The organism is Streptomyces speibonae, assembly GCF_984686075.1.
In genome coordinates this window covers 6,622,827-6,634,695 of the sequence record NZ_OZ480260.1, presented here as the reverse complement: position 1 = coordinate 6,634,695, position 11,869 = coordinate 6,622,827, and the positions used below count along the sequence as shown (strand labels likewise).

Genomic DNA, 11,869 nt, shown 5'->3' with positions numbered 1-11,869 from the left:
CCGAAGGGCGGCACCCTCCTGACGGGGTGCCGCCCTTCGGAGTCGTCGGACCGCGGACTACTTGCGCATGACCTCGGGCTCGTGGCGGCGCAGGAAGCGGGCCACGAAGAAGCCGCAGATCACGCCGAGAAGGATCAGCGCGCCCATGTCCATCGCCCAGGCCCCGACCGTGTGCTCCCACAGCGGGTCGGTGTCCCCGGCCGTCTCCGGCGGGCTGATCTTGTTGAAGTCCAGCGTGGCGCCCGAGGCGGCGACCGCCCAGCGCGACGGCATCAGGAACGAGAACTGGTTCACGCCGATGGAACCGTGCAGGGTGAAGAGACAGCCGGTGAAGACGACCTGGATGATCGCGAACATCACCAGCAGCGGCATGGTCTTCTCGGCGGTCTTCACCAGCGCGGAGATGATCAGGCCGAACATCATCGAGGTGAAGCCGAGCGCCATGATCGGCACCGAGAGCTCCAGCAGCGTGAAGCCGCCGAAGACCAGGCCCTCCTCGGGGATCTCCCGGCTGGAGAAGCCGATCACACCGACCAGCAGGCCCTGCAGCACGGTGATCATGCCGAGCACGAACACCTTGGACATCAGGTACGCCGAGCGGGACAGGCCGGTGGCGCGCTCCCGCTCGTAGATGACCCGTTCCTTGATCAGTTCACGCACGGAGTTCGCGGCACCCGCGAAACAGGCGCCCACCGCGAGGATCAGCAGCACCGTGGTCGCCGTGCCGTTGGGAATGAGCCGGCCGGTCTGCGGATTGGGCGGATTGGGCAGCAGGCCCTTGTCCGCGTCGATGAGCAGGCTGACCGCGCCCAGGACCGCCGGCAGGATCACCATCAGGGCGAGGAAGCCCTTGTCGGAGACGATCACCGAGATGTAGCGGCGCACCAGGGTGACGAACTGCGACATCCAGCCCTGCGGCTTCGGCGGCTTCATCGCCTGCATCGCCGGGACCTGTACGGACTGCGGCGCCACCGCGTCGATGTCCGCGGCGTACATCTGGTAGTGCTGCGAGCCCTTCCAGCGGCCCGCCCAGTCGTAGTCGCGGTAGTTCTCGAAGGCGGAGAAGACATCGGCCCAGGTGTCGTAGCCGAAGAAGTTCAGCGCTTCCTCGGGCGGACCGAAGTAGGCGACCGAGCCGCCCGGCGCCATCACGAGCAGCTTGTCGCACAGTGCCAGCTCGGCCACCGAGTGGGTGACGACCAGCACCGTGCGGCCGTCGTCGGCGAGGCCGCGCAGCAGCTGCATGACGTCGCGGTCCATGCCCGGGTCGAGGCCGGAGGTCGGCTCGTCCAGGAAGATCAGCGACGGCTTGGTGAGCAGCTCCAGGGCCACGGACACGCGCTTGCGCTGGCCGCCGGACAGGGACGTGACCTTCTTGTCCTTGTGGATGTCCAGCTTCAGCTCGCGCAGCACCTCGTCGATGCGGGACTCGCGCTCCGCGGCCGTGGTGTCGGCGGGGAAGCGCAGCTTGGCCGCGTACTTCAGGGCCCGCTTGACGGTCAGCTCCTTGTGCAGGATGTCGTCCTGCGGGACCAGACCGATGCGCTGACGCAGCTCGGCGAACTGCTTGTAGAGGTTCCGGTTGTCGTAGAGGACTTCGCCCTGGTTGGCGGGGCGGTAGCCGGTGAGCGCCTTCAGCAGGGTGGACTTGCCGGAGCCGGAGGGGCCGATGACCGCGATCACCGACTTCTCGGGGACGCCGAAGGAGACGTCCTTGAGGATCTGCTTGCCGCCGTCGACCGTGACGGTCAGATGACGGGCCGAGAAGGACACCTCACCGGTGTCGACGAACTCCTCGAGCCGGTCCCCCACGATCCGGAACGTCGAGTGACCGACGCCCACGATGTCGGTGGGGCCGAGCAGCTGCGAGCCGCCCTTGGGGATCGGCAGACCGTTGACGTAGGTGCCGTTGTGCGAGCCGAGGTCGCGGATCTCCATGCGCCCGTCGGGCGTCGAGTGGAACTCGGCGTGGTTGCGGGAGACCTGGAGGTCGGAGACGACCAGGTCGTTCTCCAGCGCACGGCCGATCCGCATCACGCGGCCCAGGGAGAACTGGTGGAACGTGGTGGGGCTGCGGTCGCCGTACACCGGCGGCGCCCCCGCGCCGCTGCCGGGCCCCTGCTGCTGCGGGATGTGCGGCGCGGACTGCTGCGGTGCCGCCTGCTGCGGCTGCTGCCAGCCGGGCTGGGCGGGCGGCTGCTGCTGTTGCGGCGGCGCCTGCTGCGCCCAGCCGGCGTTCGCGCCCTGCGCGGCGTACGGCTGCTGCTGCGGCTGTGCCTGCGGCGCGGCGGCCGCGGCACCGACGCCGGACAGCGTCACGCGCGGTCCGTCGTTCGCGTTGCCCAGGTTCAGCACCGTGTCGGAGCCGAACTCCAGATGATGGATCCGTTGCCCCTGCACGAACGTGCCGTTGGTGCTGCCGTGGTCCTCGATGACCCAGCTGCGGCCGTTGAAGCTGATCGTGGCATGACGCCAGGAGACCCTGGCGTCGTCCAGTACGACGTCCCCTTGCGGATCGCGTCCGAGGGTGTAGGCCCTGGACGGATCGAGCGTCCAGGTACGTCCGTTTGATTCCAGTACGAGTTCCGGCACTCCATGCCCCACTGAGTTGTCCCCCGAGTTTCCCCCATCGCAGGGAGTCTAGGGATGTCGAACATCGTGGGGAACTATTCCAGGCCCGGCCCTCTGACCGAAAGTCGGGCCTTGTCACGAGCCCGCACCAAGGCGTTCACAGAGCGCCCCCGGGCGGGGTTGAAATCGACCCGGAGAGTGGTAAACCACGCGAGGGGGACATGCGCGGCCTCGACCGCCGCGCCGCGGATCGGGGGGTCTGCCATGGGTACTGCCACGGGTACCGGCACGCGCGTGCCGTGGGTCGATGTGCTGATGTCCGCGGTCGCCGCGGTGAGCTGGTCCCTGATCGGGATGGCGGGGACGGCGGCACTCGGGCTGCGTCTGCTGGACGCGGACGCGGCCGGGTCGCTGGGGCCGATGACGGCCGCGGTGGTGGCGCTGGGCGCGGGTGGATCGGTCACGCCGTCCGGGGATGTGTCCGCGTTCGGGCTGTCGGGCGCGGAGGCGACGACGGCGGTCGCGGTCACGCCACTGGGCGTGAGCCTGGTGGGGGCGCTGCTGCTGTCGTACTTCTTCCTGCGGTCCCTGCGGGCGGCGGGAGTTGTGGTCTCCCCCGCCGAACTCCTCGCCCGAGCGGGCTCGGTGGTGGCGCTGTTCGTGGCGATGACGGGCGGGCTGGTCTGGGCGGGGCACGACGTCATCACCATCGACGGGGGCTCTCTGGGGCTGGACGATCTGCCGGGCGTGGGCGGCGTGGAGATTCCCGGCCTCGGCGATGTCGGGGGGCTGCTGCCGGACCGGGTCGGTGACCTCGTCGAGGCGCGGGCCGCGGTCGGGTTCACTGTCGACACGGTGCCGACGGTCCTGGGGGGCCTCGGCTGGTCGGCCGGTGTGCTGCTCGTCGCGTTGCTGGCGTCCCGCCGTACGCCGCTGCCGCGCGGCTGGGACGCCGTGCACCGGGTCGTGCGGCCGGCGGCCTCCGCGGTGGTGACGGTGCTGCTGGTGGCGGTGGCGGCGGGCCTCGCCGCGGCGGCGTACGCGGCGATCGGCGACGACCACCCCCGGCGCATCGCCGGGGCGGCGCTGCTGGGGGCGCCGAACGGGGTGTGGCTCGGGATAGGGGTCGGTCTGTTCGTGCCGTGGGACGGGCGGGCTGACGGGGCCCTGCTCGGCGTGCTGCCCCACCCCGTGGACGAGCTGCTGCGGGCCGGTGCCGAGGAACCGGTCACGCTGGGACGGCTGGCCGCGCTCGACGGGCGGGTGTGGCTGCTGGGGGTGGCCGCGGCGCTGATGATGCTGCTGGCGGGGGTGCTGACGGCGGTGCGGACGCCGGTGGGCGCGGAGGCGCCGGGAGCGGTTCGTTTCGCGGGGTGGTGTGCGCTGCGTCTGGGAGCCGCTACGGCGTTGACGCTGCCGTTGCTGGTGTGGCTGACGGAGGTGTCCGCGGACGCGTCGCTGTCCGTGCTCGGGTTCGACGCGTTCGGTGCGGGGATCGAGCTGCGCGGGCAGCTCGGGGTGGCGTTGCCGCTGGGTGCGGTGTGGGGGGCGGGTGCGGGGGCGGCCGGGGCGGAACTTGCCCGGGTGAGTGGTGCGGTGGGGAGGCGGGCCGTGGGGGTGGCTGTGGCTCGGGGGGAGGTTTCGCCGGTTCCGCCGGCGGGGCCGTATGCGCCGGGGAGGCCCTATCGGCCGCCGAATCCGGATACCAATCCGTATTTGCGTGTGCCGCCCGAGGCGTTGCGGGAGCCCGAGGATTCCCGGCCGCCGGGGGCGAGGCCGCCGTACGACGTTTCTGGGGCGCCCACCGTGATCGGGCCCGTTGGGCCGCCGCCCGGGCGTGGGGGCCGGCGGGGCGAGTCGGGGGGTGAGGGGAGGGGGGTGTCGTGGCCGGATGAGGGGCCGCCGCCGCCTCCGCCTCCGCCTCCGCCGCGTGAGCCGAAGGGTGGGCGGTGACCCGGCTGAGGTGCGGGGGTTTCACTTGCGGCGCTTGCCGGTGCCGCCCCCAGCGGCGCGATTGCCCGCAGCTGCCGGGGGCTGTCCGGGTGGCGGACCTGGGAGGCAGGGGGGCTTGGGGGGCGGATACGGTGGGAGCACCATGAGCGCATCGCAGACCTCCGACGTTCCCACCCTTCTGGTCAAGATCTTCGGGAAGGACCGGCCGGGCATCACGGCCGGGCTCTTCGACACCCTCGCCGCCTACTCCGTCGATGTGGTCGACATCGAGCAGGTCGTCACCCGTGGCCGCATCGTGCTCTGCGCGCTCGTGAACGCGCCGTCCAAGGGGCTCGAAGGAGATCTGCGGGCGACCGTCCACAACTGGGCGGAGTCGATGAAGATGCAGGCGGAGATCATCTCGGGCAAGGGCGACAACCGTCCGCGCGGTCTCGGCCGGTCCCTGGTCACCGTGCTGGGCCACCCCCTCACCTCGGAGGCGACGGCGGCGATCGCCTCGCGGATAACGCAGGCCGGCGGCAACATCGACCGTATCTTCCGGCTCGCCAAGTATCCGGTGACGGCGGTGGAGTTCGCCGTGTCCGGCGTGGAGACCGAGCCGCTGCGGACCGCGCTGGTGACCGACGCGGGCCGGCTCGGGGTGGACATCGCCGTGGTCGGGGCGGGACTGTACCGGCGGGCGCAGCGCCTGGTCGTCATGGACGTCGACTCCACGCTGATCCAGGACGAGGTGATCGAGCTCTTCGCCGCGCACGCCGGGTGCGAGGACAAGGTCGCCGAGGTGACGGCGGCCGCGATGCGCGGGGAGCTGGACTTCGAGCAGTCGCTGCACGCACGGGTGGCGCTGCTGGAAGGGCTGGACGCCTCCGTGGTGGACAAGGTGCGCAGCGAGGTGCGGCTGACGCCCGGCGCACGCACCCTGATCCGTACGCTGAAGCGGCTCGGGTATCAAGTGGGCGTCGTCTCGGGCGGGTTCACACAGGTCACCGATGACCTCCAGGAGCGGCTGGGGCTCGACTTCGCCCAGGCCAACACCCTGGAGATCGTCGACGGCAGGCTGACCGGCCGGGTCACCGGGGAGATCGTGGACCGGGCGGGCAAGGCGCGGCTGCTGCGCCGGTTCGCGGCCGAGGCGGGGGTGCCGCTGTCGCAGACGGTGGCGATCGGTGACGGTGCGAACGACCTGGACATGCTGAACGCGGCGGGGCTCGGGGTCGCCTTCAACGCCAAGCCGGTGGTGCGCGAGGCCGCCCACACCGCGGTGAACGTCCCCTTCCTCGACACGGTGCTCTATCTGCTGGGCGTCACGCGCGAAGAGGTCGAGGCGGCGGACACGCTCGACGTGGGCTGAGCCGGCGGGCGGGCGGGCCGGCAGCGCGGCGCCGCCCGCTCCCGCGGCCGGGTGTCACTCGCTCGGCGCCCAGTAGTCGACCAGGGTGGCGACACCGGGCTCCAGGGACTTCCAGGAGCCGGTGAAGGACAGCACGGCGAAGGCGGCCGCCGGGTAGCCGCGGCGGTTCATGCGCTCGCGGGTGTCGCCCTCGGCCGTACCGGCCAGGATGTCCGCGAGTCCCTGGACGCCGGGGTTGTGACCGATCAGGAGAACGTTCTGCGCGTCGTCGGGGGTCTCGTTGAGCAGGGCGATCAGCTCGCCGGGTGAGGCCTCGTAGATCCGCTCCTCGTAGACGGTTTTCGGCCGCTGCGGAAACTCGTGGACCGCGAGCTTCCAGGTCTCCCGGGTGCGGACCGAGGTGGAGCACAGGGCCAGGTCGAAGGCGATGCCGGTATCGGCGAGCTTGCGTCCGGCGACCGCGGCATCCATCCGGCCCCGCTCGGCGAGCGGGCGCTCATGATCGGACACCGGGGGCCAGTCGGCTTTCGCATGCCGGAAAAGGACAATCCTGTGGGGTTCTGCGACGCTCATGCACCCCAGCTTCGCATGAAACAGGCCACGGGGCGCAGGTAGTTGACCAGCGCCTGCGGGGTGTTCAGCGGGTCATGAGCTGCTGCGCGCGCTCGACGAGGTGGGCGATGGTGGGCTCGTGGGCGGCGGCGTGGGCCTCGGAGGGGTTGAGGACCACGGTCAGCAGCGCCGCGAACGCCAGCGCGGGCAGGGCCAGGGCCCACCACGGCAGCCGCGTGTCGACGCTGCCGCCGGGGGCCGTGTCGGGCCGGGTGTCCGTGCGCGCCGCCATGGTGGCCTCCGCTTCTCGTGTCCCTCGTACGGTCGGTGGGCCGCGGTCCGCGGCCACATCTCGAAGGTACGGATCATTCGGGGACCAACCCATCCGGTGACCCACCCACTTGACCCTGAGCCTGGCCCCCTAGGGGGTGGTGGGGCTGGCACCACCATGGGCTTGCGCGAGGCGGTGGCGGGGCGGTGGCGGTGGCGGTGTCACGGGGCGAGGACGGTGGCCACCACGCCGATGACGATGAAGATCGCGAAGAACGCGCCGAAGACCAGGAGCATCTTCTTCTGGCCGTTCTGGGGGTTCGGGTCGAGGACTGGCATGGGGCAAGTCTCGCATCCGGTGGACCGGGGCGGGCTCGAGGGCTCGCGTCGGGGGGTGGGGTAGGTGTTTGTTTCGCCCCGCCGCCCCTTCCCGTCCCGTTCCCCGGGGGGCTTCGCCCCCGGACCCCCGTTCGCGCAGTTCCCCGCGCGTGCCCCCTCAGGCGGCTGTCGCTTCTTCCTCCACCGTGCGGTCCCGCCCGGCCAGGTAGCCGACGATGGCCTGGGGGATCATCAAGGCCGCCATCAGGGTGATCGGGAGGGTCCAGCCGCCGCTGTGCTGGTAGAGGACGCCGACCAGGAGCGGGCCGGGGATGGAGATCAGGTAGCCGGTGCTCTGGGCGAAGGCCGACAGCTGGGCCACGCCCGCGCTGGTGCGGGCGCGCATCCCGACCATGGTGAGCGCCAGCGGGAAGGCACAGTTGGCGATGCCCAGCAGGACGGCCCAGGCCCAGGCGCCGGCGGCCGGTGCGAAGTACAGGCCCGCGTAGCCGACGAGGCCGCTCGTGCCCAGGGCGAGCACGATGGGGCCCTGGTGGGGCAGCCGGGTGGCGAGGCGGGGTATGACGAAGGCGAGCGGTACGCCCATCACCATGGTGACGGCGAGGAGCAGCCCCGCCGTGCCCGCGGGGACGCCCGCGTCGCGGAAGATCTGCGCCATCCAGCCCATGGTGATGTAGGCGGCGGTGGCCTGGAGGCCGAAGAAGACGGCCAGCGCCCACGCGGTGCGGCTGCGGGTGATGCGCAGCCGGGGCGCGGGCGTGTCCGCGTCCCGCGCGGGTGCGGGCTCGGCCGGTGCCCCGCCGCGTTCCCGTACGAACGGGATCCACGGCAGTACGGCGGTGGCCGCGAGGGCCGCCCACAGGGCGAGGCCGGACTGCCAGTTCCCGCCGAGCGCCTCGCTCAGCGGTACGGTCACCGCCGCCGCCGAGGCCGTGCCCAGGGCGAGGGCCATGGAGTACAGGCCGGTCATGGAACCGACCCGGTCGGGGAACCAGCGCTTGACGATGACCGGCATCAGGACGTTGCTGACGGCGATGCCCATCAGCGCGAGGGCGGTGGTGGCCAGGAAGGCGGCGGTGCCGCCGGCGTAGGGGCGTATCAGCAGGCCGGCGGTGATGGCGACCATGCCCGCGCAGACCACGGCTCCGGCCCCGAAGCGGCGGGCCAGGCGGGGCGCGGTGACGCCGAAGACGGCGAAGCACAGCGGGGGCACGGAGGTGAGCAGTCCGGCGACGCTGCCGCTCATGCCGAGCCCGTCGCGGACCTCCTCGAGCAGGGCGCCGAGGCTGGTGATGGCGGGGCGGAGGTTGAGCGCGGCCAGCACGATGCCGACGACGAGCAGCCGCGTCCGCCACCCGTGCCCGGCGCTCTCGCCGGGGGGCCTCAGGGCTCGGGGCGCGGCCGGCGCGCGTACGGTCGTGGACGTGAGCGTCCGGTTTTCCTCGCTTGCCATGAGCCCATCATAGAATCATGGGATGATTGGTTGTCCATGCCGAGGCCGCCGTGGGGCGCCCCTGTCGTGCGAAGGTGTGTCATGCCTCTGAGCCATCCGCGTCGTTCGGCACTGTCCGAGCAGGTCATCGCCGCTCTGCGGGCGCAGATCACCTCGGGCGAGTGGCCGGTGGGCGCGCGCATTCCGACCGAGCCGGAGCTGGTCGAGCAGCTGGGTGTGGCCCGCAACACGGTGCGTGAGGCCGTCCGCGCGCTGGCGCACAACGGGCTGCTGGACATCCGGCAGGGTTCGGGCACGTATGTGGTGGCCACCAGCGAGCTGGCGGGCGTGATGCACCGGCGCTTCGCCGGCGCCGACCCGCGGCACATCGCCGAGCTGCGGTCGACCCTGGAGTCGGCGGCGGCACGGCTGGCCGCCGAGCGCCGTACGGAGAAGGATCTCAAGCAGCTCGACACTGTGCTGCTGCGCCGGGAGGAGGCGTGGGAGTCGGGCGACGCTGAGGCGTTCGTGGCGGCGGACGCGACGTTCCACCTCGCCGTGGTGGCCGCCTCGCACAACGACGTGATGACCGCGATGTACGCGGACCTGAGCGAGGTGCTGCGGGACTGGCTGCGCGAGGACGTCGGCGGTGACATGTCCCCGGAGACGCACATGGACCACGGCCGGCTGGTGGACGCGATCCGCGCGGGCGACGCGGCGACGGCGGCCGAGGAGGCCGCCGCCTACCCGTTCGTGTGCCGTCCGGGACGGCCGGGGCCGTCCTCCGGCGGCTGATCCGTCCCCCAGGGCGGGACGGCCGGCCCCGGGATGTGCGAAGGGCCCGCTCCCTCGCGGGAGGCGGGCCCTGGTGCGGCGTCCGTCAGGCGCCGATGGCGTGCAGACCGCCGTCCACGTGGACGATCTCACCCGTGGTCTTCGGGAACCAGTCGCTCAGCAGGGCGACGACGCCGCGGCCGGCCGGCTCGGGGTCCTTCAGGTCCCACTCCAGCGGGGAACGGGTGTCCCACACCGAGGCCAGCTCGCCGAAGCCCGGGATGGACTTGGCGGCCATGGAGCCGAGCGGGCCCGCGGAGACGAGGTTGCAGCGGATGTTCTGCTTGCCCAGGTCGCGGGCCATGTAGCGGTTGGTCGCCTCCAGGGCGGCCTTGGCCGGGCCCATCCAGTCGTACTGCGGCCAGGCGAACTGGGCGTCGAAGGTGAGGCCGACGACCGAGCCGCCGTTCTGCATCAGCGGCAGACAGGCCATGGTCAGCGACTTCAGGGAGAACGCCGAGACGTGCATGGCCGTGGCGACCGACTCGAACGGCGTGTTGAGGAAGTTGCCGCCGAGGGCGTCCTGCGGGGCGAAGCCGATGGAGTGCACGACGCCGTCGAGGCCGCCGAGCTCCTCGCCGACCACGTCGGCCAGCCGGCCGAGGTGCTCGTCGTTGGTGACGTCGAGCTCGATGACCTTGACGGGCCGGGGCAGCTTCTTGGCGATGCGCTCGGTCAGGGTGGGCCGCGGGAACGCGGTGAGGATGACCTCGGCGCCCTGCTCCTGCGCCAGCTTCGCGGCGTGGAAGGCGATGGAGGACTCGGTCAGCACGCCAGTGATCAGGACGCGCTTGCCCTCGAGGATTCCGCTCATGGTGATCAGTGACCCATTCCCAGTCCGCCGTCAACGGGAATGACGGCTCCAGTGATGTACGAGGCGTCGTCCGAGGCGAGGAACCGCACGGCCGCGGCGATCTCCTCCGGCTTGGCGTACCGGCCCAGCGGCACCTGCGACACGATGTTCTCGCGCTGCTCGTCGGTGAGCACCTTGGTCATGTCGGTGTCGACGAAGCCGGGGGCGACGACGTTGAAGGTGATGTTGCGCGAGCCCAGCTCACGGGCCAGGGAGCGCGCGAAGCCGACGAGGCCGGCCTTGGAGGCGGCGTAGTTCGCCTGCCCCGCGGAGCCGAGCAGGCCGACGACCGACGAGATCAGCACGACACGGCCCCTCTTGGCGCGCAGCATGCCGCGGTTGGCGCGCTTGACGACCCGGAAGGTGCCGGTGAGGTTGGTGTCGACGACCGAGGTGAAGTCCTCCTCGGACATGCGCATCAGGAGCTGGTCCTTGGTGACGCCGGCGTTGGCGACGAGCACCTCGACGTTGCCGTGCGCCTCCTCGACCTCCTTGTAGGCCTGCTCCACCTGCTCGGGGTCGGTGATGTCGCACTTGACGGCGAGGCAGCCCAGCTCGGCGAGGGCGGCCGGCGGCTCGCCCGAGCGGTATGTGATGGCGACCTTGTCGCCGGCGTCGGCGAACGCGCGGGCGATGGCGAGGCCGATGCCCCGGTTGCCTCCGGTGACGAGAACCGAGCGGCTCAACGGATCACCCTTTCGATAGCGGTCTGGTCCACCCGCCCGGACACCTGGATGACAGGCGGCTTCACCGAAAACCTATCGGTCCGGGTCCCGCTCGGGACATTGGGGCACCGACAGTGGCTCCCGTGGCCTCCTGTCGGGTTCCTACAGTTCGTGGCCCCGGTCAGTCCGCCATGCCCGGTGCGTGAGCCGACAGCCCTTCGGCGCGAGCCGTCTCGAGCATCCTGCGGTCGTAGGTCACCAGGGCGGTCAGGTCGTCCCTCATGGAGAGGGCACTCGCCACGTGAATCGCGTCCAGCGTCCTCAGGCGCCCGACCAGCAGAGCCGCCGCGTCACGAACCTCTCGGGTGAGGAGAATTTCAGTGATCCGGGCGTCCAGATCCTCCATGGCCTTCGGGAAGTGCCCCATGAGGTCCAGCGTCCGTACGGTCTCCACGAAGCCGAGCGTGCTGGTGGCCGGCGGTTCCGTGGCCCGTTCCTGAAGGAAGGCGTCCAGCGCGCCCCAGTGACTGCGCCGGGTCATCCAGGTGACCAGCGCGGACGTATCCATATAGATCAACGGTCGTCCTCTTCGCGCTCGGCCAGCAGGAGCGCCACGGGGTCGACGTCTTCCGGCACCTCGTAGTGCGGCATGCTGTGGCGCTCGGCGGCCGTGACCGGCTTCAACTTAATCTTGCCCTGCGCCACCAGGTGCGCGTACCGCTCCATGGGGCTGCCGGCCGGTGACAGTATCGCGATCACGTTGCCGTGCCGGGTGACCTCGATCGCCTCGCCCTTCTCGACGCGGGCGAAGACCGCGCTGGGGTTGTACGAGAACTCGCGGACGGAAATGGTGCTCATACCGCGCTCCCCTCACAGCAGGCAGGTTGTGCGTACATATCCCTGAGGGTACCTACATTCGACCCGCCATGCTCGCCTTCACAGGGTGCCGCTGCCACGCGCGGCGTCGACCGACTCGGCGAGGGCGTCGATGTCCGCGGCCAGATCCGCCAGGGACGGGAGAGGTCGACGACGTGCCGCCAGATCCTCAG

General features: G+C 71.3%; 12 protein-coding genes. 3 read left to right on the top strand and 9 right to left on the bottom strand.

What is annotated here, in order from left to right:
* Positions 1-57 precede the first annotated feature (57 nt).
* Positions 58-2,592 (bottom strand): ABC transporter ATP-binding protein/permease, encoded by a 2,535-nt coding sequence (locus tag AC5L3C_RS29840; RefSeq protein ID WP_185930911.1) that lies wholly within the window; start codon positions 2,590-2,592, stop codon positions 58-60.
* A 243-nt stretch (positions 2,593-2,835) separates the two neighbouring features.
* Between AC5L3C_RS29840 and AC5L3C_RS29835 the strand changes: the two genes are divergently transcribed.
* Together AC5L3C_RS29835 and serB are read left to right on the top strand one after the other, a co-directional pair.
* Positions 2,836-4,524 (top strand): streptophobe family protein, encoded by a 1,689-nt coding sequence (locus AC5L3C_RS29835; RefSeq protein WP_493652064.1) that lies wholly within the window; start codon positions 2,836-2,838, stop codon positions 4,522-4,524.
* A 142-nt stretch (positions 4,525-4,666) separates the two neighbouring features.
* Positions 4,667-5,875, top strand: a complete 1,209-nt coding sequence (gene serB / locus AC5L3C_RS29830) for a phosphoserine phosphatase SerB (protein ID WP_125507620.1) — start codon at positions 4,667-4,669, stop codon at positions 5,873-5,875.
* A 54-nt stretch (positions 5,876-5,929) separates the two neighbouring features.
* Here the strand turns inward: serB and AC5L3C_RS29825 are convergent, their stop codons facing one another.
* The 4 genes from AC5L3C_RS29825 to AC5L3C_RS29810 all read right to left on the bottom strand — a co-directional run bounded on the left by AC5L3C_RS29825 (position 5,930) and on the right by AC5L3C_RS29810 (position 8,489).
* On the bottom strand, positions 5,930-6,448 hold the full coding sequence (locus AC5L3C_RS29825) for a SixA phosphatase family protein (RefSeq protein WP_493652062.1): 519 nt from the start codon (positions 6,446-6,448) through the stop codon (positions 5,930-5,932).
* Positions 6,449-6,512: 64 nt separating this feature from the next.
* Positions 6,513-6,719 carry a hypothetical protein gene (locus tag AC5L3C_RS29820; protein ID WP_493652061.1) on the bottom strand — a complete coding sequence of 69 codons (207 nt, stop codon included), beginning with the start codon at positions 6,717-6,719 and terminating at the stop codon, positions 6,513-6,515.
* Positions 6,720-6,919: 200 nt separating this feature from the next.
* Positions 6,920-7,036 (bottom strand): SGM_5486 family transporter-associated protein, encoded by a 117-nt coding sequence (locus AC5L3C_RS29815; protein WP_125507614.1) that lies wholly within the window; start codon positions 7,034-7,036, stop codon positions 6,920-6,922.
* 157 nt (positions 7,037-7,193) lie between these two features.
* Positions 7,194-8,489: a CynX/NimT family MFS transporter gene (locus AC5L3C_RS29810; protein WP_493652058.1), complete on the bottom strand. Its 1,296-nt coding sequence runs from the start codon at positions 8,487-8,489 to the stop codon at positions 7,194-7,196.
* An 81-nt stretch (positions 8,490-8,570) separates the two neighbouring features.
* Here AC5L3C_RS29810 and AC5L3C_RS29805 point away from each other — a divergent pair, with 81 nt between their 5' ends.
* Positions 8,571-9,263, top strand: a complete 693-nt coding sequence (locus tag AC5L3C_RS29805) for a FadR/GntR family transcriptional regulator (RefSeq protein WP_493652056.1) — start codon at positions 8,571-8,573, stop codon at positions 9,261-9,263.
* A gap of 85 nt (positions 9,264-9,348) precedes the next feature.
* Here the strand turns inward: AC5L3C_RS29805 and fabI are convergent, their stop codons facing one another.
* The 4 genes from fabI to AC5L3C_RS29785 form a co-directional block, all read right to left on the bottom strand.
* Positions 9,349-10,116: an enoyl-ACP reductase FabI gene (gene fabI, locus AC5L3C_RS29800; protein WP_493652055.1), complete on the bottom strand. Its 768-nt coding sequence runs from the start codon at positions 10,114-10,116 to the stop codon at positions 9,349-9,351.
* Between the two features lie 5 nt (positions 10,117-10,121).
* A complete protein-coding gene (fabG, locus tag AC5L3C_RS29795) occupies positions 10,122-10,841 on the bottom strand; it encodes a 3-oxoacyl-[acyl-carrier-protein] reductase (RefSeq protein ID WP_493652054.1) in 720 nt (239 codons plus the stop codon).
* A 160-nt stretch (positions 10,842-11,001) separates the two neighbouring features.
* Positions 11,002-11,388: a type II toxin-antitoxin system VapC family toxin gene (locus tag AC5L3C_RS29790; RefSeq protein ID WP_493652052.1), complete on the bottom strand. Its 387-nt coding sequence runs from the start codon at positions 11,386-11,388 to the stop codon at positions 11,002-11,004.
* A 5-nt stretch (positions 11,389-11,393) separates the two neighbouring features.
* The gene (locus tag AC5L3C_RS29785; protein WP_019522103.1) at positions 11,394-11,678 is read right to left on the bottom strand and encodes a type II toxin-antitoxin system Phd/YefM family antitoxin; all 285 of its coding nucleotides are present in this window, start codon (positions 11,676-11,678) and stop codon (positions 11,394-11,396) included.
* Between the last annotated feature and the right edge of the window lie 191 nt (positions 11,679-11,869).

Bases quoted from the DNA above. Each gene is read 5' to 3' on its own strand.
- AC5L3C_RS29805 (WP_493652056.1), top strand. From the start codon at position 8,571: ATGCCTCTGAGCCATCCGCGTCGTTCGGCACTGTCCGAGCAGGTCATC.
- serB (WP_125507620.1), top strand. From the start codon at position 4,667: ATGAGCGCATCGCAGACCTCCGACGTTCCCACCCTTCTGGTCAAGATC.
- AC5L3C_RS29815 (WP_125507614.1), bottom strand. From the start codon at position 7,036: ATGCCAGTCCTCGACCCGAACCCCCAGAACGGCCAGAAGAAGATGCTC.
- fabI (WP_493652055.1), bottom strand. From the start codon at position 10,116: ATGAGCGGAATCCTCGAGGGCAAGCGCGTCCTGATCACTGGCGTGCTG.
- AC5L3C_RS29820 (WP_493652061.1), bottom strand. From the start codon at position 6,719: ATGGCGGCGCGCACGGACACCCGGCCCGACACGGCCCCCGGCGGCAGC.
- AC5L3C_RS29790 (WP_493652052.1), bottom strand. From the start codon at position 11,388: ATGGATACGTCCGCGCTGGTCACCTGGATGACCCGGCGCAGTCACTGG.
- AC5L3C_RS29810 (WP_493652058.1), bottom strand. From the start codon at position 8,489: ATGGCAAGCGAGGAAAACCGGACGCTCACGTCCACGACCGTACGCGCG.
- AC5L3C_RS29835 (WP_493652064.1), top strand. From the start codon at position 2,836: ATGGGTACTGCCACGGGTACCGGCACGCGCGTGCCGTGGGTCGATGTG.
- AC5L3C_RS29825 (WP_493652062.1), bottom strand. From the start codon at position 6,448: ATGAGCGTCGCAGAACCCCACAGGATTGTCCTTTTCCGGCATGCGAAA.
- AC5L3C_RS29785 (WP_019522103.1), bottom strand. From the start codon at position 11,678: ATGAGCACCATTTCCGTCCGCGAGTTCTCGTACAACCCCAGCGCGGTC.